The following is a 22,194-nucleotide window of genomic DNA, read 5'->3' on the forward strand; positions in this document are numbered from 1 at the left end:
ATTCGGATATGAGTTATTCCCTAGAGCAAGTTCAGCAGGCTTCCCGGCTGTTCTTCGACCTGCTTCGGCGCAAGGTGATTCCGCTGGATGATCCCGCTGCCGCCGAATGTCTGCAGGATACCGCTGCTTATGATGCCCTGCAATACGTAGCCAAAGAAGCCGGCTGCCGGATTATGAATTCCGGTCACCGCCTGCACCTGCTCGTGAGTCCGATCGGCTCCGGGTTCGCCAGCAACTTCACTCAGCTGCGTAATAAATATTCACGGATTGAGCGCAAGACGCATTTACATATCATTAACGTTATTATCCTCGTCTTCCTGGCGGAGATGGATCAGGATGAGCAGCACTTCAAGCCGGGACAGGACAGCATGTCCTATATTCAGTTGTCGGATCAGGTATCCGAGCTGTTCCAAGGCTGGATCGGCATGGATGAAGACGGCAGCTTCAGCAAGCAGTGGCGGCTGGATATCCAGGCGATGCACAGAGTGTGGACCAGCCTCTATATGCAGACCCGAAGCCAGGAGGAGGGCGATTCGCTGACCCGCGGCGCAGGCTCCCGGATTGGCCTCATTCACGAAGGAATGAAGCTGCTGGAGGAGGAGCATCTGGTGTTCATTTCCGAGAATGAGAAGCGGATTTTCCCAAGGGAAGAGCTGTATGAGCGGATGCGTTATCTCTACCACGATGTGGACCGGTACAAAGAGCTGAAGGCTCTAGTTGGCCGGACACTCAGCGAACAGGAGGGGGAAGCCCATGCCGCGTATTGAGCGAATCCGCATCGCCGGACTGAAATACGAGAAGATGCTGAAGAAATATGAGGATATGATCCTCGATCTGTGTAATGAAGAAGGCCCGGCCAATACCCTGATTACGCTGATGAACGGCGGGGGAAAGGGCGTGCTGCTACAGTCGATTTTCCAGTTGCTGATGCCTAGAGCCGCCTGGGGTAAGGATAATGAGAACCAGGTCGAGGCCTTCTTCCATAATCACAAAAAACAGCTGAAACCCTACACCTTCCACGTGGCCATCGAATGGCGGCTTGACGATAAGGAGCGGGCGGAGTATATCACCACCGGAATCGCGATGACTGCCCAGCATTCCATGGACCAGCTTGAGATCAAAGTCGATTATCTGCTGTACGCGTTGCTGAAATATGAAGAGACGGCTGAGCTTACACTCTCCACCCTGCCTTTATATGATCATGAGCTGAATACGCCCGCGAGCTTCGAAGCGATTCAGCAGTTTGTGCGGGAGCGGCGAGGTGAGATTAATGTCTACGGCAGCAGCAGCTCCGATCTGAAGAAATATTATGCCTACCTGGCTGACCATGATATCCATATCGATGAATGGCGCAATATGCGCAGAATCAACGGGGAAGAGGGCGGCATCAAGGGCTATTTCCAGAAAAATGATGCCTTCACCAATCATAATCTCTTCGAGCGGCTGATTATCCCGGAGATCGGTTCCAGTCTGGGAGGGAGCCTGCGTGAGGATGAAGGCTCGCTTCAGCGGATGTTCGTGGATACCGCTACGGTTGCACAGCGGCTGCCGATGCTGGAGCAGCGCGAGCGGGCTTTTGCCGAGTTCACCTCTCTTGCGGCTCCTTTGTATGAAGCGGTGAAACTCGGAACGGAGGCGGACCTCAGCTTCCGGGAGACCGAGCGGCTAGGAGCGCAGCTCTATACCGTTATTCATGATGAACTGAAGCAGGCGGAAGACAAGCGCCGCAGAACGTCAGATGAGCTGGCCGGGCATTATCTGGAAGCGAAGACGCTCAGATTCGAGAGCGATAACCTGAAGTACCTGCGGCTGAAGGAAGAGCATGATGGCAAGCAAGAGCACTTCAGAGCGGTCTCGGACAATCAGACACGGGCCAAGCAGCGTCTGGAAGAATCGAAGCAGAGAGAGAAGTTGCTGGAGGTCGCCCATTATCTGGCCCGGCGCAAGCTGCAGCTCCGCCAGATGGAGCAATGGCAGAAGGAAATTGAAGCCATCGAAGGGTCGCTTGCGATGAAGGAACGCCAAGAGGTGATTCAAGGGGCCAAGCAGGAGCTGCGGATACAGTGGGAGCAGGTATACCGGTTATGGCAGGCGAAGAGCCTGTACTACAGCGGACAGCAGCGGTCCCATGCAGCGGAGGAGCAGATTCTGCGCAAGGGCCGGGAGGAGCTGCTGCTGGAGCTGGGCCGGGTGGATGGTAAGCTGCAGGAATTAACAGCCATGATCCGTCAGTATACAGAGGATCTGGGTGTGTTCGCTTCCCGCCACGGGCAGGAAGCTGCCCACTCGCCGGCAGGCGCCCTTCAGCGCGCGCTGATTGCGGCCAGAGGGCTCATTGAGCAGATAGATGCCTTGAATGAACAACGCAAGACCGCTGAGGACCAGAAGCTGCTTCTGCATACGCAGCATACCCGGCTGGCCGAGAAGCTGCTGGGGGCCGAGGTTCAGGCAGAGGAGCTAACCGGGCGAATCGAAGCCCAGATGAACAAGGAGTCGCAGCTCTGGTCACAGCTGGTAGTGCTGCTGGAGATGTACGAGGAGCATCAGCTGCTTGGCGCGACAGCTCTATTCGAAGCGAAGCCTCTAATCCAGGAGCGGTTCATCCGCAGGCTGGAGGATACCGAGCAGCAGACGAAGCGGCTGCGGCGGGATTATTATCAGCAGCTGCTGGATGTCGAGCTGCAACAGGAAGCCTACTGGCTGCCTAACCATGATATCGTAACGGTGAAGGACACGCTGGATGCCCTCAAAATTAGCTCCATGACCGGCACCATGTATCTGAACGATCAGCCTTATCTGGTCCGCGAGGAGGAGCTGGAACGCCATCCGCTGCTTCCTTACGGACTGATTGTCACGAAGCGTGAAGCGGCTAAGCTTCAGCCGGAGCTGCTTAAGGAGCTTCTGCTTAAGGCTCCGGTCCCGATCTTCGTGCGCGAGGAGATGGCGGAGGGTGGTACAGACGCCTTCCTGCTGCTCGCGCATCAAGGGCCGCAAATGGTCTTGCAGCCGGATCATTTCCAGGAGTGGAAGCGGGGGATGGCTTCCAGACTCCGTGAGCAGGAGGAGGAGCTTCAGGCGGAGGAAGCGTATCTTGCCAAGCTGAGGTCCGCCCGGCAAGAATATGAACGTCTGCATCTGAGCGAGCATACTGCAAGTCTGCGGATCAGACAGAAGAGTGCGGAGACTCTGCTGCAGGAGCTTCGCAGCCAGCTGAATGAAATGAACGCAGAACAGGCACGCTATGAGGAGGTTCTGGATGGAATTTCCAGAGACCTGTCAGCCTGCGAAGCGGATAAGTCCGAGCAGGAGACCCGGGCGGCGGCACTGCGGGAGTGGAGTGAGCGGAGCCGGAAGCACGAGCAGAACTATACAGACAAGCACAAGTCTGTGGAGCAGAAGAATAATCTCACCAAAGAGATTGCAGTGAAGGATCAGCAACTTAACCGGCTGAAGGCGGAGATGGACAGCCTCGCCTTACAGCGCGAGAAATGGATCGGGGATGCCCGTTATTCCGTTTTCCCACGGCTGCAGAACTGGTTCCCGGACGTAGAGTTCCCCGGTGAATCTGCGGGTGCGAAAGTTCAGGGTTCAGTTGTTGAGGCGGATGCTAAGGCAGATGATGCTGCTGCCGATGAAGCACTGAATGAGACGGTACAGGACAAGCTGCTGCAGCTACTAAGTACAGTTGAGAGTCTTCAGCAGTCTTTAAGCCAGAATGAGCTGGAGATCCGCACAAGAACAGCCCAGATCAAGGCGGCCAGAGAACAGCTGGCTGAGCTGGAAGCTGCTGTGCAGCAGGTAGATGCCGGATGGCCGTCTGCCCCTGAGCCGCAGGAGCCACCGGATATGATTCAGTCTGCCAGAGTCCGGCAGAAGAGCGACACGATGATTCTGGACGAGGATTATCAGCAACTCCGTGACTCCTTCATCCGCTGCCAGACCGAGCTTGACAGCCTGCGCAAAGAGCTGGGCAAGTCCGAGAAGGCGATTAAGGAGAAGCATGAGCGGACGGTAGAGCTATGGCATGAGCCGCTGGAACAGAAGGAGGAAGAGATCAGTCTGCGTGTCCGGGAGAATGAGCATCTGCTGAATACCTGTAAGCAGGCTCTGGCTTCCATGGATCAATGGCTGCTCATTCTCGGCAATCAGAGCCGGATCATGGATACCCATGTCGAGAACCGTGTGCCGCTCCGGGAGGTGCCGGAAGAATTGCAGCTGAGTGTGCGGGAGAGCTGCGAGACGCTGGTGGAGGATTGGCTGCAGCGCAGCAAGGAGAGCCGCAGCCAGCGGGCAGAGGTCTCCCGCAAGGTGAAGGAAGAGAAGACTGAGCTTAGCGGCAAGGTGGCCAAGTCCGGCTGGAATGCGGAGCTTGAGACCAAGATTCAGGAACGCCTGAACAATGTTCACTGGGATGATTTCGCTATTGCCTTGCAGGTGCTAGACTCCATGCTTCAGAGCTCGCGTGATCAGATGGAGAGCATCCGCAGCGATAAAGAGGATATGGAGCTGTCCCGCAAGCTGTGGGTAGGCCGGGCAGCCAAGCGTGTGGTGCAGATCGTTGATATTCTGAAGCGGATGGAACGCCGGATGATCATTCACAACGAGAACGGCCATGCCTTCCCGCTTGTTAAGCTGAGTTACAAGAATATTAATGTTCCACGGACGACTGATGACATCGAACCGCTGGTCAGCGAATATTTCAACCGCTGCATCAGCAGCCTGCTGGAGCGGTTCCCGAAGATGGAGCAGGTTCCGGCTTCAGCCGTCAGAGAGCTGATTAACGACGGACGCATGGTGTACGCGGCGCTGCAGAACCGCTTCCCGGTGCTACAGGTGTATAAGCCGGTGACGGAGAATTACTTCCTGTATGCCGCTCCCGAGGACTATCATTATTCCGATTGGGAGGTTATCAACCGAGGAGCGCTGGATGAGGCGGTAGGCAGCGGCGGACAGCGCCAGTCTGTTCAGCTGCTGGTGGCGATGATGATCATGACGCACAAGCGCGTTAACCGGGAAAATAAAGGCTGGACGGTCTTCCTGTACGATAACCCGTTCGGAGAGATGGTCTCAAATAACGTGCTTGATCCGGTCTTCGAGATCTCGAAGGCGCTGAAGTTCCAGTGGCTGATCGTCACGCCGCCAGAGCTGGTCAAGAATGATGTCAGCATCCGCTTCGGCGTGTACTGGCAGCTGTATTTTGGCGGAGATAAAGGGGATGCCCTGGATTCGGTCCTGATCAAAGGCGGGCGCAAGCTGATCCCTGCTTCATTATTCTAATTAATCCAACAAATCGAAAGAGACAGGTGGTAGTGTAATTATGATGAACTTAAAATCGGCAACGAAATTAGCTAACGGTGTAGAAATGCCATGGTTCGGGCTGGGTGTCTTCAAGGTACAAGAGGGCCAGGAGGTTATTGATTCGGTCAAAGCAGCCATCAAGGCCGGTTACCGGAGTATTGATACCGCAGCTGTGTATGGAAACGAAGAAGGAGTCGGACAGGCTATCCGTGAATCGGGAGTCTCGCGTGAGGAGCTGTTCATCACCACCAAGGTATGGAATACAGAGCAGGGCTATGATTCTACGCTGGCCGCATTTGACGAGAGCTTAAACAAGCTGGGACTGGATTATGCCGATCTGTATCTGGTACACTGGCCGATCCGGGCTAAATACAAAGACACCTGGCGCGCTCTTGAGAAGCTGTATGCAGACGGCAAAGTCCGTGCCATCGGGGTATCCAACTTCCAGATCGATCATCTGGAGGATCTGCTGGCAGACGCCGCTGTGAAGCCGATGGTCAACCAGGTGGAGTTGCATCCGCTGCTTAACCAGCAAGAGCTCCGTGAGTATTGCAAGGCGCAGGGCATTCAGATTGAAGCCTGGGCCCCGCTGGCCCAAGGGCATCTGCTGGACAATGAGGTATTGGCTGATATTGCAGCCCATCATAACAAAACGCTGCCGCAGGTCATCCTGCGCTGGGATCTGCAGAACGGAATCGTAACGATTCCGAAGTCGATCAGGGAAGAACGGATTATTGCGAATGCCGATATTTTTGACTTCGAGCTGTCTGATGAGGAGATCAGCCGGATCGACGGCCTGAACCGCGATCAGCGCTTCGGCTCTCACCCGGACCGGTTCAATAACGAGTAAGCTCCGGCAGACTCTTGTGAATAATTACTAGATTCGGACATACACATAAGAGAGATGGAACTATACGTCCATCCCGTACGTAACCGATATAGTAATAGAAGAGATACGAGAAGCCGGAGGGGATTTAATGAAGCGTGCAAGAATACTGCAAACAGTGCTGACAGGTATGCTGATTATTATGCTGCTGCCGTTCATTCCGGGGAAGGCCGAGGCGGCAGTGCCGGCTCATTCGGAAGCCTTTTATGTGAATGACTTTGCGAACGTGATTGATGAGAAGACCGAGAACTACATGGTCAACTATGGGGTGAAGCTCTATCAGGAGACCGGGGCGCAGGTAGTGCTGGTTACAGTGAATTCAACGAACGGCGTATCTATGGAGAAATATGCAACCTCACTGTTCAATTCATGGGGAGTCGGCTCGGCGGACAAGAATAATGGACTTCTGCTGCTTCTCTCCATTAAGGACGATGATTACTGGGCCGTTCCCGGCAAAGGACTGGAGAATGAGCTGAACAGTGGTGTGATCTCGAAGATTCTCTCGGCATCGCTGGAGCCGGACTTCGCTGCCAAGAAGTATAGTGCCGGTGCTAATAAAACCTATGGCTCCTTCATTCAAAAGCTTGGCGGAAGCTACTCGGAAACACTTGGCACCCGCAGCTATGTCTCGGACAATGCCGGAATCCTCCCGCAAGCTACCAAGGATTATTTGAACCAGTCCAGCAACCGTTACGCGGCTACCACCGGGAGCGGAATCTATGTGGTAACTGTTAAGAATACCGGCGGCAAGAGTCTGCAGGATTACACCTATGCGAAGTTCGCCGGGGTTGCAGCCGGGCCCAGAGATGTGATGCTGGTGCTGGATATCGGCGGGGATAATTATCATGTGCTACAGGGCAAGTCAATCGATAGAGTGCTGACGAATGAGCGGGTCAGCGGGATTCTGAATACGGTGCTGGAGCCTAAATTTGCGGCAAAAGATTATGCAGGCGGTGCAACGGGGACGGCGAATGCCTTCTACAGCTTCTTCCTGACCCGGGCAGATGCTGCTTCGGGACAAGCCGCAGGCAGCGCCGCATCCGCAACAGCCTCCACTGTCAGCAAAGCACCTGTGACACCGAAAGAACCTGTGAAACTGGTGCCTGTCTCCAGATCCAAGGGGATGATGATTCTCGGGATTTTCCTGGTTCTTGTCGCGCTAATCAGTCTCGCAGCCAGCGCACGCAACCGTTATGTTGCCCGTTACGGGATACGGCTAAATCCGCATAACCCGCGCAATATCCGGCGCTACGGCGTCTGGACCGGCCAGGCTGGTTATGGCTACAGCCAGAGAAGAAGATACCGGCAGCCTCATCATCACAACCATTCGTCTGCTGGGAGCAGTTCTTCATCCAGCTCTAGCAGTTTCTGGGGCAGTAACTCCGGGGGAGGCGGTTCTTCGAGCGGAGGGGGAGCCGGGCGGTATTCCTCGCGTGACGACGATGATGATGACGACAGAAATCAGGGTGGCGGCGGTTACTCGGGCGGCGGCGGAGCCGGCCGGTATTCCTCCCGCGATGATGACGATGATAGCAACTCCGGCGGAGGCGGCAGTGCCAGCAGTGGTGGCGGTGTGGGCAGACACGGGTGAGCCGTACTATAAGTAGGGGCAGGTTTTTGCGGAACTATGTAAAGTTTCTCTAAAATATTCTTTGCCTATCCCACATGAAATTATAATGATATCCTTTTCCTAACCCGTAAGCATCTCGACTTTACGAAAGACTCTTCACAGAACTGATCTAATGCTGCAGCTGAGGGTAGAAATAGCGGAGGATAGCAATGTAATCCCTCATCATGGGAGTCATATTAGTCTAGACTTAGTCCAAATGAAAAGGAATGAATGATCTTATGAGTCAATCTACACTTGTCCGCCGGATGAAGTCTGAGGACATTACATTGATACATGAGGGGCTGGCCCCACATGATGTCAGCAAACCTGTAGCGTATATTGAACAATGCTGGGAAGAGAACGAAAGGGAGAATCGGCTTACGCTCTTGGCCTTTCATGAGAATGAGTTCGCAGGCTGGGGACATATCGTCTATAACTCACACTATCCTTACTTTGCGGAGAACGACATTCCCGAGATTCAGAATCTTGATGTGATTCCCCCTTTACGCAAGTGTGGCATTGGCAGTGTGTTGATGGAAGCTCTCGAAACTGAAGTGTTCACTTCATTCGATACGATTGGCATTGGGTTTGGACTGTATGCCAGCTACGGTACTGCACAACGGCTGTACACCAAACGCGGCTACATTCCGGATGGCCGGGGACTCATGTATGACAATCTGCCCGCAGTTCCTGGAAGCCAGGTTCGGGTGGATGATGAGCTCACGCTATACTTGACAAAATCAAGATAGAGCACGAATTACCATTGCAACAGCGGCAGTCAAGGGTGTTAGCCCGGGCTACCGCTGTTTGGTTTCTTTAGCTTTCTGCATCATAACGTGTTAAAAACGCTGGAACCAATTCAGGATTTGTCATCAGTGCCACCGATTCATTCTCTAATTCCTCAGCCAGCTCATCGTCGGTCATGGATACAAAGAAGGTGATGTCCTCTTTAGTTTGATTATATTTAGTGAATAAATCGTCCTTGGTTTCATTGACAATCTTGGCAATGATTTTGACCATTTCATCTTTATATTGATATACATTATCCTCCGCATATAAAAAACGGCTGATATGATTGAAATGCGAATGCTCACCATATTGAAATTCGGAAATTCCCCATTTGTAATAAAGCTCTGTTTCAGCATCATCACATAACCCTTCACTAGTCATATCGGCAATATGTCTGGCAAGGGATTGCTCTGTATTGACAGCAAGGAACAGAGTGACAAAGTCGCTATCCGTCCCGACTGCGCAGGCATACACCTTCTCATGTGCTACTTCCGCTAAAATCGCTTCAATGTCAGCCACAAAACCCTCACGAATCCGTTGTTCAAATTCGGTTAGAAAAGCGTTCATGATAACACTCCTTAAATTATGTTTAGGTTGACTTCACTTATAGAATAGTAGCGTGGAGTATAGGAATGCAAGCAATCATCACTAACCGAGAGCGATATCCTCATAGGGCACATACCTATCGGGCTGAATTTCTGTATACACCCGCAGATGTGTTATTGTCCAAGTGGGAAATGGTGTTAATTCTGTTTGTGCAAGCGCTTGTATCTCTGTTAATTCAGCAGCGTTCAATCCCCACCAAGTCTGCCCCAAGGTTAGGTGAGGAAGGTAGCTGTCCAGCTCAAAATAACGGGCGATAAGCTCTGGTGACGGGGAAACGGCCCTTACAAGTCTAAAATGTAATTCTGATAAATACTGTGAATGAACACCTAAGCCTATAACAGAATCTCCTATACATATCGGAGCAGTCAGAGATAACTCAAACGGCCAATATGAGGAACAAACCCTTTTCACATGCTGCAACCCATCCAAGTCCGGATATAATCCGCCCTGAGCTTTTACAGTGATATGAGGCTCGACTACCTGTGGCAAGCGGTTATTGGACCAGCGGTTCTGAAACTGGATAATTCTTGCGGTATATTTCTGTGGCGGTACGATGCCTATGAAATACTGCATTCAAGCTCCTCTTTTCCTTTGTATTCTTATGTTTAGGATGTAACTAACGGTATAAAATCATGAAATCTGTAGAAGGGCAGCGGCCGGAAGTCCAAAACTTCTCTGGAGTCACGGCTAATCTAAAACATAAAAACATAGTTCAATATATAGTTTACAGTTTATGGACAGAGTTAAACAAACTGAAACTTTTAAATCCGGAATTTCGTCTATCATGGAAGTTGTGAGTTTGTAGACTTAACCATTATCAGTATGTTAGGGAGGATTCCAGGAGTGAGCTCTTTACCACAACGTTCTACTGTCCGCAAGAAGAAGAAGCCGGCGCCGAAGCGCAAGAAAAGAGGTTTCTTCCGTACACTCTTCAGGGTGTTCATGGTCTGTTTCATTCTGATTATAGCAGCCGGAGGCTGGCTCTATTTCGCACCGTCGGCCAAGAATACGCGCTTCCTGATCGCAGATACGCTGATTACGACGCAGCACCGGCACTGGGCCAAATATATTATCGGCGAAGAGGAACTAAAGCACCGCGTCAGCGATTATACCAAGCGCTTCGAGGAGATGGGCGACGAGGTAGATACCCATGAGATTAAGCCTGAGCCTGTAAAGGAAGCTGAGCATACACCACTGGTCCAGGTTGAAGAGGTTTCGGGCAGTGGCTATAGCGGCTATGTCATGATTGTGAATGACCCCAAGAAGGTGCGCCTGGGTGTGCCGAGCAAAATTGGCTCCGGGGAAAAGGTATCCAGCATGGTAGCACGGACGGGGGCTATCGCCGGGGTGAACGGCGGCGGCTTCGCCGATCCGAACTGGAAGGGCAATGGCTTCAAGCCGATCGGGCTGGTGATCTCGCAAGGGAAGCTGTTCTACAATGGACTGGGCGGCAAGAAATCCACACAGATTGTCGGCATCGATAAGGAAGGCAAAATGATCGCCGGTAACTACACTCTGGATCAGCTCAGCAAGATGGGGGTGCAGGAGGCGGTGACTTTTCAGCCGCGGATTATTGTGAACGGTAAAGGCCAGATTAAGAATGCCGCCGAAGGCTGGGGCATTGCGCCAAGAACAGCTATGGGCCAACGGGCAGACGGTGCGCTCATCTTCGTAGTCATTGACGGTCGGCAGCCGGGCTACAGCATCGGGGCGAACCTGTATGATGTGCAGCAGATTATGCTGAAGCATGGGGCGGTCATCGCGGCCAATCTGGACGGGGGATCTTCGACGGTGCTGGTGAAGGACAATGAGATTGTCAACAAGCCCTCTTCGCAGTATGGGGAGCGTTATTTGCCAACGGCATTCCTTGTATTCGATGACCCCGAGAACGCGAAGATCAAGAATATCTGGGAAGGGCTGGACCCGGCCAAAATCGACGCAGGCAAGAAGCGCACCCAGTAACATCCGTAAGGCCAACTGCTTCAATAATCTATAGTAGATCAGACGCGGCAGGTGTGCTAGGATAACAAGTAAATTCTTATTTTGATGAACCTGCCAGGTGAAGTCCTTGATCGGAGGGGGAAAAGGTTTGACTTTGCAGCAGCTCCGCTACGCGATTGAGATTGCGAACAGCGGCTCTATGAATGAAGCGGCCAAACGGCTATTTGTGTCGCAGCCCAGCCTCTCGAATGCTATCAAAGAGCTGGAGAACGAGCTTGGCATCACGATTTTTGAACGGAATAACCGGGGGATCAGCATCTCAGCCGAAGGCATGGAATTCCTGGGTTATGCCCGGCAGATTATTGAGCAGACCGAATTCATGGAGAACCGCTATACCGGCAAGAAGCGCAGCCCGATCTATTTCTCGGTATCTACACAGCATTATGCGTTTGTTACGGATGCTTTTGTGAAGCTGATGAAGGAGAGCAAGGTGCAGGAGTACAATTTCAGCCTGAGAGAGACGCAGACCTATGAGATCATCGAGGATGTGCGTACCCTGCGCAGTGACATCGGGATTCTGTATATCAACGAGAGCAACTACAAGATCATGAACAAGCTGTTCAGTGACGGGAACCTGAAGTTCACTCCGCTGTTCAATACGAATCCGCATGTCTATGTGCGGGCAGGACATGTTTTGGCTGCAAAAGAGTGGATCACGGCGGAGGACATTCATCCGTATCCTTACATTACTTTTGAGCAGGGGGATAACAATTCGCTGCATTTCTCGGAGGAGATGCTTAGCTTCACACAGATTGAGAAGAATATTAAGGTGACCGACCGGGCCACGCTGACTCATTTGCTGCTCGGAAGCGATTCGTATACTGTGGGGACCGGGATTATGGCCTCTGAGCTGGATGATGCGGGGCTGATCACGATTCCTTTTGACAGCAAGGAAGTGTTCTCTGTCGGCTGGATCGCCCACAAGGACCGCAAACCGAGTGAGATTATGTCTACATATATTGATATTCTGAATGATTTGGTGTCGGGTAATGTGTTTAAGTTTGAATCTTTCTTACTATAAGAGCAGGAGGGACGTATGAGCAGTCCAGTGATCGGATCGACAAGAAACGCACCGCCCTTCCGTTACGACATTGTCGGGAGCTTCCTGCGTACAAAGGAGATCAAGAATGCGCGCAGCCTACATGCGGAAGGTGAACTAACTGCGGGACAACTGCAGGAAATTGAGACTGTGGAGATTCGGAAGCTGCTGGAGCAGGAGAAGGCGCTTGGGCTGCATGCGGTCACAGACGGAGAATTCCGCCGCTCCTGGTGGCATCTTGACTTCTTCCTGGGGATTGAGGGTACTGGAAGGATTACGCTTGGTGGTACCCCCGGGGCTACCAAAGAACAGTTGAACCGGGCCGAGAGCTTCAGAATTACCGGTAAAATCGCCTTCGGGGACCATCCTATGGTCGAGGAATTCCGCAGCTTGCAGCAGATGGCCGGAGAGACCATGGCCAAAATGACGATTCCTTCCCCCTCTTTGTTCCATTTCGTGCAGGAGTATAACGGAAACGAGATTTATTCTGATACCGAAACGTTGTACGGCGACATCATTCAGGTGTACCGGTCGGCGATTCAGGCCTTCTATGATGCCGGTTGCCGTTATCTGCAGCTGGATGATACCACCTGGGGGACGCTGTGCAGCGGCAGACATCGTGCTCATCTGCGCAGCAGGGGCGTTGACCCGGATCAGCTGGCCAAAGATTACGTCCGGCTGATCAACGAGAGCATTGCCGGCCGCCCGGCGGACATGACCATTGCCCTTCATGTATGCCGGGGCAATCTCCGCTCGACCTGGTTCGCCGCCGGAGGATACGGGCCGGTCGCCGAGGAGCTGTTCTCGAATACGAACGTGGACGCCTTCTTCCTCGAATATGACAATGAACGCTCCGGCGACTTCGAGCCGCTGCGCTTCATCAAGGATCAGTTCGTCGTGCTGGGACTGGTGACCACCAAGCATGGCGGGCTGGAGAGCAAGGAGCAGCTCATTGCGCGTATCGAAGAAGCTTCACAGTACGTTGACATCAACAAGCTATGCCTAAGCACACAATGCGGCTTCGCCTCTTCGGAGGAAGGCAATATTTTGACGGAAGAAGAGCAGTGGGATAAGCTGCGGCTGGTGATTGAGACGGCGAATGAGGTTTGGGTGTAAGTTAGTGGGGAGGATTGCCGGGGGTGGCAATCCTCCTTTTCGTAGTTGTAGTCTTTTTCTTTAACCATTCTGTACCAGTCGTACGGATTCCCTCTACAGTATAATGTTGGGAGCGGATTCAATACTGAGTCTATATCTCTGGAGGGAATATGATGGTTATTGAACTACGACCTGTATCGGCCGAGAACTGGTATGATTGCACATTGCTGAAAGTGAAGCCAGAGCAACAAAGCGTTTTTCCTGCTCCGGTGGTTAATTGGATTGCTGAAGCAAAATTCGTGCAGGAATTTGAGCTGGGGGCCATTTATTCAGGAGATGTGGTGGTAGGATTTATTGTCTTTTGTACAACTCCCGATGAGGACGGTAACTGCTGGATACCTGCCCTTATGATTGATGAGCATCATCAAGGACAGGGTTATGCCAGACAAGCCATGGTGAAATTAATCGGGCATATGCGAAACGAAGGGTGTACCCGATTAATGATCGGCCATAGACCCGACAACCGGATAGCCGGATTGTTGTATGAGTCTTTAGGATTCCAAAAGGTCAGTGAAGAGTTATGTGTTGGTGAGGTTGTACGTTGTTTGGAGCTTAAGTTTCATTGACAAAACCATCCACCCCAGCGTAAAATGGCTGATAACAACTTACAGCAACAAGCGATGAAGAGAAGAGTAAGCAGGCGGCAGCGTTCACAGAGAGCTCCAGAGTGGTGAAAGGGAGCAGCAAAGCGCCTGATCTGAAAAAAGTCTCCGAGCTGCATAGGGAATTGGGCACAGGGTGTCCAAGGATGGTATGCCGGGATCTCCCGTTACAGAGATAGGGTATAAGCGTTATGGCCGTACCCGAAGAGGCGGATAAGGCAACTTGTCCGTGAACAGAGGTGGTACCACGAAGCTTATCCAAGCTCTCGTCCTCAAGATATTAATCTTGAGCGCGGGAGCTTTTTTGCTTTTACCCAACTATATCAAACAGTAGAGGTGATTATCATGCATTGGGCAGAGAGAATGGCAAACCGGTTAATCGCGGAGTATCCGCAGCGGCAGACGTATGTATGTGCATCCGGGATCAGTCCGTCCGGGTCCGTTCATATCGGGAATTTCCGCGAGGTGGTAACGACTGCATTTGTGGCGAAGGCGCTGCGGCGGGCGGGGAGAGAGGTGAGGTTTATTTTCTCGTGGGATGACTTCGACCGATTCCGTAAAGTGCCAGCCCACGTAGACCCTGGCTTCTCTCAGTATATTGGGCTTCCTTATTCGCAGGTGCCTTGTCCGTATGGCTGTCATGCTTCGTATGCGGCACATTTCGAGTCGGAGTTCGAGCAGGCGCTTCAGGTATTTGAGATTGAGCCGGAATTCATTTATCAGAGCCGGGAATACCAGTCAGGCCGTTATAATCCGCAAATTCTGCACGCCCTGCGCCGCCGGGGAGAGATCTACGATATCCTGATGTCATTCAAAACAGGCGGGAGTTCGGCGGAGGAACGGGCTGCATTCTATCCCATCCATCTCTATTGCGGGCATTGCGGCAAAGACTCGACCACCATTCTGGATTACGACGACACAGCGGAGACTGTGGCTTACCGCTGCGGCTGTGGTCATTGCGATACCGTACATATTCCGCAGGCGGACAATATCAAGCTGCACTGGAAAATCGACTGGCCGATGCGCTGGCAGCAGGAACAGGTCGTATTCGAGCCGGGCGGCCGTGACCATTCATCGGAGACAGGGAGCTATAATGTGGCTGCGGTCATCGCAGAGCAGGTCTTCGGGTATTCACCACCTGTGTATGAGCCATATGAATTCATCAGCATCAAAGGCAGCTTCGCCAAAATGTCCAGCTCCTCCGGGCATAATTACACTCCAGATGATCTGCTAGAGGTCTATGACCCTGAGAATATCCTGTTCCTGTTCGCCAAATACCAGCCGAATGCCGCCTTCCATATCGGGCTGGATGAGGATGTGCTGCGCAATTATGCGGAGTTCGAGCGTTATGCTGCAGGAGCGCGGGCAGGCACGTTAACGGGCGATCTTGCGGGTGCGCTGGAGCTGTCTCTGCTAAGCGACTCTCCACTGAGTGCTGGAACCACCGTTAGCTTCGGTCAGGTAGCCAGTCTGCTTCCCTTAATTAACTTCGACAGGGGAAGGCTCCGGGAGATGTTCAACAGAAACGGGGAAGATGCAGATGAGCTGCGGCTGCAGAGGGTGGCGGACCGGGCGGAATACTGGATCAGGAACTGGATGCCGCACAAGCTGGTGACGATTCAAGACTCGCCCAATTATGCTTATTATCATTCTCTTACCGGAGTAGAGCTGAAATGGTTGCGGAACTTATGCAGTCTGCTACGGAGCAGGGAGCTGGACGAGACGCAGCGGATGACCGAAATCTACGCCATTTGTCAGCATCAAGACAAGAAGACGATGCGCAGCCAGCAAAAAAGACTGTTCACTATCATTTATCAGCTGGTGCTTGGTGCCGAGGAGGGTCCGCGTCTGCCCTGGCTGATTCAGGCGGCGGGCACAGAGCGGATGCTGAATTTGCTGGATTTGTGAAGGTGTGTGGACAGCCCTTTACGGGATTGATTGAAGAGAGGTATAATGTACAGGACTATTTAACATCAAATGTTGGAAAGCGAGCGGTAACGATATGGGTCGTAAATGGAATAATATTAAGGAAAAGAAAGCATCCAAGGATGCTAATACAAGTAAGGTCTACGCCAAGTTCGGGGTAGAAATCTATGTGGTTGCCAAGAAGGGTGAGCCTGATCCGGAATCCAACCGGGCGCTTAAGGTGGTTCTCGAGCGTGCCAAGACCTACAATGTGCCGAAAGCGATTATTGACCGTGCCCTGGAGAAAGCCAAAGGCAGCGGCGATGAGACCTATGTTGAGCTGCGCTATGAGGGCTTCGGTCCAAGCGGCTCGATGATTGTAGTCGATGCGCTGACTAACAACGTCAACCGTACGGCTCCGCTGGTTCGTTCTACCTTCAGCAAGAATGGCGGCAATATGGGCGTCAGCGGATCGGTTACGTATATGTTCGATCCAACGGCTGTCATCGGGGTGGTAGGTAAATCTGCGGATGAGGTGATGGAGCTTCTAATCGAAGCAGACCTGGATGTCCGCGATGTGCTGGAAGAGGATGAGTCGGTAATCGTATATGCCGAACCGGACCAGTTCCATGCAGTACAGGAAGCCTTCCGCAGCGCAGGGATTACCGAATTCACGGTAGCCGAGCTGACGCTGCTTCCACAGAATGATGTGGCAATTCCTGAAGATGCACAGGCCCAATTCGAGAAGCTGATCGACGCGCTCGAAGATCTGGACGATGTACAACAGGTTTATCACAACGTGGATTTGGGAGAATAGAATAGCGGTATTTTGAATAAGCGGGCATGCCGATTTCCAGGCTTGTCCGCTTATTCTTTCGTAAGTGAGAGTGGAGAGGAAAAACTGGAAATGGAAGTCTTTCGATTAGTCAGTGTGGTCCATGTATTTCTGATTAAGGACGGGCAAGTCCTGCTGCTCAGGCGCGCGAATACAGGACATCATGACGGGGAGTATGGACTGCCTGCCGGGAAGCTGGATGGCGGAGAGCCGCTTCATACTGCCGCCATCCGTGAGGTCCGCGAAGAATGTGGTGCTGTTATTGCTCCTGCCGAGCTTACCATGATCGGAACGATGCACCTGCGTACCTCCAGGGATGAGCGGATGGATTTCTTTTTCAAGGCGGAGCAGTGGACTGGAGAGATCCGCAACATGGAGCCGGACAAATGCGATGAGGTGTGCTGGTTCCCGCTGGATGCATTGCCGGAGAATATCATTCCGTTCGTACAGGAGGCCTGGAATACATTCAGGGACGGCGTCTGGTATGCCGCTCACGGATGGAATTAGATTAGAGTAACAGGGGGATGGCGCAGGAATGGAAGACTGGACGCTCAGTATGGTTCTTATATTGGTGGTCTGCGGATTTCTGGCCGGATTCATTGATTCTGTAGTGGGCGGCGGCGGACTGATCGCGATTCCGGCCTTGCTGTCTGTGGGCATTCCGCTTCACCTGCTGCTCGGCAGCAGCAAATTGGCAGGATCGATGTGTTCGCTGACCAGCACCGCCTCGTTTGTGCGTTCCGGCAAAATCAATTTCAAGCTGGTCCGCACCCTCATCCCGTTATCTGTCATGGGCGCGATGGCCGGAACGCTGACTGTCCGTCAGGTGCCTTCCGAGTTCCTGAAGCCGCTGGTGATCGTGATGCTGGTCATAATTACCCTCTATACCCTGTTCAAAAAATCCTGGGGAGATGTCTCCACCTTCCCGGCAAAAAGCGGCAGGCTGCGGCTGGCCGGAGGTATGGCAGCGCTGATTATCGGCTTTTATGACGGGTTCTTCGGCCCGGGAACGGGGTCGTTTTTGATTTTCGCTTTTCTGATGATGGGGTTTGAATTTGTAACCGCCGCAGGCAACGCCAAAATCCTGAACTTCGCCAGCAATATCACCAGCCTGCTTACGTTCATTGCCCTGGGCTCTGTCAGCTACACCCATGGCCTGATTCTGGGAATTCCGATGGTGATCGGAGCCGTTATCGGCTCCCGGATGGCTATCCGCAAAGGGGCGGCGTATATTAAGCCGTTATTCATTACAGTCACTGTGATATTGATCGGCAAGCAAATATGGGATACGATGCATTAAGCACAACTAATGGAGTGGATGAGATGGAGATCAAGCTTATACATAAGGAAGAAGTCTGGAAGCTTAGGCATGAAGTGATGTGGCCCGAGCGGGAGCCGGACTATATTAAGCTCGCAGATGACGATCAAGGCAAGCATTACGGGTTGTATGTGGGAGATCGTCTGGTTTCGGTGTTATCCCTGTTCGTCAACGGTACAGAAGGACAGTTCCGCAAGTTCGCCACCCTTGAGCTGGAGCAGGGGCAGGGCTACGGCAGCAAGCTGCTGAACACGGTTCTTGCGGAAGCGGAACAGGCGGGGGTGCGGCGGATATTCTGTAATGCCAGAACCTACAAGGCAGGCTTTTATAAGAAATTCGGCATGCAGAGAACGGATGAAGTGTTCAGCAAAGGCGGCAAGGATTATGTGGTCATGGAGAAGTTCTTCGGGCCTGCAACGGATACGAAAGGGGGAGCTTAAGGGATGACCAAGAAGCTATATTATGATTCGGCTTATATTCAAGAATGGAGTACCGTTATCACCTCTACGCTAGAGCGTGAAGACGGGATCTATGTGACGCTTGCGGAGACGGCCTTCTACCCGCACGGCGGCGGACAGCCCTGCGATACGGGAACCATCGGCGGGATTGCTGTGCTGGATGTGGTGCTGGAGGATCAGGAGGTGCTGCATAAGGTAGCGCAGCTTCCCGGGCAGACTGATGTGGATTGCGCCATCGACTGGACACGGAGATTCGACCATATGCAGCAGCACAGCGGCCAGCATCTGTTGTCGGCGGTATTCCGCGGGCTGTATCAGGCACTGACGCTGAGCTTCCACCTGGGCAGCGATTATGCCACGATTGATCTCGATCTGCAGGATCTGTCAGCGGCGCAGCTGGCGGAGGCAGAACAAGAGGTGAACCGTCAAATCTATCTGAACCGCGCAATTACCAGCTACTTCGTGACCGCAGAGGAAATGGCCAAGCTGCCGCTGGTGAAGCTCCCTAAGGTAACAGAGGATATCCGGATTGTCGAGATTGAAGGAGTCGAGCATAACGCCTGCGGCGGCACCCATGTCGCTTCGACCGGGGCGATTGGGATGATTAAGCTGCTGCGGTCCGAGAAGCAGAAGGGCAATCTAAGGATTACCTTCAAATGCGGAAGCCGGGCGCTTGCGGAATTCAACGACCATATGCAAATTATGAGTCAGCTGTCCGCCAGATTCAATACAGGCAAGGACGAAATTATGGACCGGCTCGGAAAGTGGGAGCAGGAGCAGAAGCTGCTGGCTGCGGAGCTTGCTGCCGTGAAGGAGCAGAATGACCGCTATCTGGCCCGGGATCTGTTAGCTTCTATGGAAGAGGGCAGCCGGGTGCTCACCCATATTTCGGACCATAGACCGCTTAAGGATCTGCAGAGTCTGGCTGCGAAGCTGACGGCGCTGACCGACCTTCCGGTGCTGCTGCTGAGTGCGGTGGAGAATAAGGCGGTGCTCGCGCATAGCGGATCTGCGGATTTCTCGTGCGGCGCCTTCTTTAAGGCTTATCTGGGCGGATACCAGGGCAAGGGCGGGGGCAGCGACAAGCTGGCTCAGGCCGGATTCCCGTCATGGGAAGACGCACTGGCATTTTACAGTTTTGCCACAGGGCAATTCTGAGGTAGGGCAATTAAGGAGCTATGGAGCGTTTATTCCGTAGCTCTTTTTTGCTGTTTCCATAGGGTGCACAAGGATTGGACCGACTTAAGGATTATTTAACAATTGCCGGCTTATAATCAGGACAGAGCTTGACGAAGGGAGAAAATTAACGTGTTCCTGACTATTCTAAAAAAGGATTTGCGGCGCAAAAAGGTGATGAATACCGTTCTGTTGATCCTCATCATCCTCGCCTCCACACTAGCCGCAAGCAGCTCCAGCCTGATGTATTCCACCTCCAGCGCCCTGGGCAGCTTCATTGAAGCCAGCAAGGTGGCGGATCTTAATATCACGCTGGCCAATGACCCCGTCCATAACTCGGCAGTAGAGGACTGGGTGAAGCAGGAGAAGAAGGTGGAGACAGCTTATACAGAACGGCAGCTCAATCTCTTCCTGAATCAGGTTAAGATGCCTGAAGGCCGTAAGAGCTTCGCGGGAAATGTAAGCTTCGTGTTATCCGCTATTCCTGAACAGGTGAACCTGGTCTTCGGTGAGGACAATGAGCGATATTCGCTTCGCCCGGGGGAGATCGGTCTTCCGGCCAGCCTGATGCTGGGCAGCGGTATCTTGCCGGGAGAGCAGCTGAAGCTTAAGTTCGGTGAGATTACGAGAACGTTCACGGTGAACGGTTACTTCAAGGATGCGTTCATGGGGGCGGATCTGCTTGGACTGAAGCGCCTCATGCTGTCAGCAGAGGATTTCAAGGAAATAGAGAAGCTGGTGCCCGAAGATAAACGGATGAATCTATGGAGCTTCGTGGCGGCACCGGGTGTAGCATCTACGGAGATATCTTCTTCTTTTGCGAACAGTGATCTGCCCATCAGCTTCGAGGTGGATAAGGCGCTGGTTAAGATGACTTATATGACGGACCGGATCATCTCAGCAATGATGTTTGCGATTAGCGTGTTCCTGATCTTCATTGCCTTTCTGACCCTGCGCTTCACCATTGTCTCCACCCTGCAGGATGAATACAAGGAGATTGGCGTTATGAAGGCCATCGGGTTCAGGAACCGGGCGATCAAGCAGCTCTACCTGACAAAATATACAGGGCTGGCCTGTCTCGGCGGTGTCCTCGGACTCGGCATCAGTCTCCCCTTGACTGCGCTGATGTCCCGCAAAACCTCGCAGTATATGATTTTGCCCGGAGGCAGCATCAATATAATGATCTCGGCGCTTAGCACAGTAGTCATGATCGCATTCATTCTGCTGTTCTGCTTACTCTGCATGCGTAAGATTAACAAGGCATCGGCCATCGATGCCATCCGGCAAGGCCAGACCGGCGAACGCTTCAAGGCATCCCGCCGCATTCATTTACATACAAGCCGTTTCCTCCCGCCCCCGTTCTTCCTTGCGCTGAGCGATGTGCTGAACCGGCTCAAGAGCTATACGGCGCTCATCCTGACGCTGATCTTAAGCTCGGCGATCATCCTGATTCCGGTCAATCTGACCAATACCATTGTGACACCTAAGTTCCTGGAATATTTCGGGACGATCGGTGCGGATTTTTATAGCCCAACCGTTGTGGCAGAGAAATCCGTAGAGCAGATCCAGCAGGAGAAGGCGCTACTGTCCAAGCGGCTGAAGGATCAGGGCTTCGAGGCCGCGCTTACAGCGAATTACACGGTAAGTACCAAATATATCTCCGATAACGGACAGGCCAACCGGCGGATCAACGGCCAGAAGAATGATCAGAACGGGTCTGTTGAGATTCTGGAGGGGACGGCCCCGCTGCTGAAGAATGAAATTGCGATTACGACCATCATGTCCGGGAAATACGGGAAGCGGGTGGGCGACAATATTACTTTTGAAATCGGCGGGGTTAAGGGAACCTTCATGATCAGCGGACTGTTCCAAAGCATCTCCAATGAGGGGTATGCGGTCTGGATTGCCCGGGACTATGAGCTGAAGACGATATCCGCTTACCTGTTCTCCGGCGAACTCCATGCCCCAGAGCAAGCAAAGGCGGGGATGATGAAGGAAATTCAGGAGCAGTTCCCGGAACAAGGCATCAAAACCTCGCTCGAACTGCTGGGAGAGATCACCGGTGGCTTCATGGGCCAGCTTCACAGCATCAATAGACTGCTTACGGCTATCATCTGCATGATTACGTTCTTCATCACTAGCTTGTTCGTCAGACTGATGATTGCGAAAGAGGTCCATGGCATTGCTGTCATGAAAAGCATTGGCTTCACGAATGCCGCGATCCGGCGGTGGCAGGCACTGCGTATTCTGATCATTATGTCCGTCTCGCTGGTGCTGGGCGTAATCGCTGCGAATACCCTTGGCAGCCGCCTACTCGGTCTTATCTTCCGGATCTTCGGACTGACCAGCCTCCGGCTGAATATTATTCCGCTTCAGGTCTATCTGCTGTATCCGCTGCTGATCCTGGCCGTGGTTATGCTGGCAGTGTACACCAGCTGCGGCCAGATCAAGCGTGTGCAGATATGGAACATGAATAAAGAATAGGCTTATATTTTAAAAGAAAAAAAGGAGTGTCGA

General features: G+C 52.7%; 18 protein-coding genes. 16 read left to right on the forward strand and 2 right to left on the reverse strand.

All coding sequences use genetic code 11. The annotated features are described in order from the left end of the window. Positions 1-8: 8 nt before the first annotated feature. From MKZ07_RS06065 to MKZ07_RS06085, 5 genes are all read left to right on the forward strand, one after another. The gene (locus tag MKZ07_RS06065; RefSeq protein ID WP_036694001.1) at positions 9-767 is read left to right on the forward strand and encodes a DUF6063 family protein; all 759 of its coding nucleotides are present in this window, start codon (positions 9-11) and stop codon (positions 765-767) included. Beyond that, entirely contained in the window at positions 754-5,277 is a 4,524-nt protein-coding gene (locus MKZ07_RS06070) for a hypothetical protein (RefSeq protein WP_341025094.1), read from the forward strand. The genes MKZ07_RS06065 and MKZ07_RS06070 overlap by 14 nt, the downstream gene beginning before the upstream one ends. Positions 5,278-5,317: 40 nt before the next feature. Next, entirely contained in the window at positions 5,318-6,148 is an 831-nt protein-coding gene (locus tag MKZ07_RS06075; protein ID WP_076153956.1) for an aldo/keto reductase, read from the forward strand. Positions 6,149-6,275: 127 nt separating this feature from the next. Next, positions 6,276-7,775 carry a TPM domain-containing protein gene (locus tag MKZ07_RS06080; RefSeq protein ID WP_341025096.1) on the forward strand — a complete coding sequence of 500 codons (1,500 nt, stop codon included), beginning with the start codon at positions 6,276-6,278 and terminating at the stop codon, positions 7,773-7,775. A 257-nt stretch (positions 7,776-8,032) separates the two neighbouring features. Continuing rightward, complete coding sequence (locus tag MKZ07_RS06085; RefSeq protein ID WP_036694222.1) at positions 8,033-8,542, forward strand: GNAT family N-acetyltransferase; 510 nt, start codon at positions 8,033-8,035, stop codon at positions 8,540-8,542. 67 nt (positions 8,543-8,609) lie between these two features. Here the strand turns inward: MKZ07_RS06085 and MKZ07_RS06090 are convergent, their stop codons facing one another. After that, positions 8,610-9,149: a DUF4303 domain-containing protein gene (locus tag MKZ07_RS06090; RefSeq protein WP_036693991.1), complete on the reverse strand. Its 540-nt coding sequence runs from the start codon at positions 9,147-9,149 to the stop codon at positions 8,610-8,612. Positions 9,150-9,230: 81 nt separating this feature from the next. Then, a complete protein-coding gene (locus tag MKZ07_RS06095; RefSeq protein WP_036693989.1) occupies positions 9,231-9,761 on the reverse strand; it encodes a 2'-5' RNA ligase family protein in 531 nt (176 codons plus the stop codon). Between the two features lie 249 nt (positions 9,762-10,010). On the opposite strand from MKZ07_RS06095, the gene MKZ07_RS06100 reads away from it, so the two are divergent. From MKZ07_RS06100 to MKZ07_RS06150, 11 genes are all read left to right on the forward strand, one after another. Further along, positions 10,011-11,150 carry a phosphodiester glycosidase family protein gene (locus tag MKZ07_RS06100; protein WP_036693987.1) on the forward strand — a complete coding sequence of 380 codons (1,140 nt, stop codon included), beginning with the start codon at positions 10,011-10,013 and terminating at the stop codon, positions 11,148-11,150. Positions 11,151-11,277: 127 nt separating this feature from the next. Then, positions 11,278-12,210 (forward strand): LysR family transcriptional regulator, encoded by a 933-nt coding sequence (locus MKZ07_RS06105; protein WP_036693986.1) that lies wholly within the window; start codon positions 11,278-11,280, stop codon positions 12,208-12,210. Between the two features lie 15 nt (positions 12,211-12,225). Further along, entirely contained in the window at positions 12,226-13,344 is a 1,119-nt protein-coding gene (locus tag MKZ07_RS06110; protein ID WP_076153950.1) for a 5-methyltetrahydropteroyltriglutamate--homocysteine S-methyltransferase, read from the forward strand. Between the two features lie 149 nt (positions 13,345-13,493). Then, positions 13,494-13,949, forward strand: coding sequence for a GNAT family N-acetyltransferase (locus tag MKZ07_RS06115; protein ID WP_341025104.1), 456 nt, complete (start codon positions 13,494-13,496; stop codon positions 13,947-13,949). A 381-nt stretch (positions 13,950-14,330) separates the two neighbouring features. After that, positions 14,331-15,893, forward strand: a complete 1,563-nt coding sequence (gene lysS, locus MKZ07_RS06120) for a lysine--tRNA ligase (protein ID WP_341025106.1) — start codon at positions 14,331-14,333, stop codon at positions 15,891-15,893. 94 nt (positions 15,894-15,987) lie between these two features. Further along, complete coding sequence (locus tag MKZ07_RS06125) at positions 15,988-16,707, forward strand: YebC/PmpR family DNA-binding transcriptional regulator (RefSeq protein ID WP_036693982.1); 720 nt, start codon at positions 15,988-15,990, stop codon at positions 16,705-16,707. Between the two features lie 90 nt (positions 16,708-16,797). Beyond that, positions 16,798-17,232 carry an NUDIX hydrolase gene (locus MKZ07_RS06130; RefSeq protein WP_036693981.1) on the forward strand — a complete coding sequence of 145 codons (435 nt, stop codon included), beginning with the start codon at positions 16,798-16,800 and terminating at the stop codon, positions 17,230-17,232. A gap of 28 nt (positions 17,233-17,260) precedes the next feature. Further along, positions 17,261-18,025 carry a TSUP family transporter gene (locus MKZ07_RS06135; protein ID WP_036693980.1) on the forward strand — a complete coding sequence of 255 codons (765 nt, stop codon included), beginning with the start codon at positions 17,261-17,263 and terminating at the stop codon, positions 18,023-18,025. 23 nt (positions 18,026-18,048) lie between these two features. Further along, positions 18,049-18,483, forward strand: a complete 435-nt coding sequence (locus MKZ07_RS06140; protein WP_179090363.1) for a GNAT family N-acetyltransferase — start codon at positions 18,049-18,051, stop codon at positions 18,481-18,483. A 3-nt stretch (positions 18,484-18,486) separates the two neighbouring features. Beyond that, the gene (locus MKZ07_RS06145; protein ID WP_036693978.1) at positions 18,487-19,659 is read left to right on the forward strand and encodes an alanyl-tRNA editing protein; all 1,173 of its coding nucleotides are present in this window, start codon (positions 18,487-18,489) and stop codon (positions 19,657-19,659) included. Positions 19,660-19,809: 150 nt separating this feature from the next. Further along, positions 19,810-22,161, forward strand: coding sequence for an ABC transporter permease (locus MKZ07_RS06150; protein WP_341025112.1), 2,352 nt, complete (start codon positions 19,810-19,812; stop codon positions 22,159-22,161). Positions 22,162-22,194 lie beyond the last annotated feature (33 nt).

The organism is Paenibacillus sp. FSL P4-0338 (assembly GCF_038002365.1).
Classification (GTDB): Bacteria; Bacillota; Bacilli; order Paenibacillales; family Paenibacillaceae; genus Paenibacillus_AQ.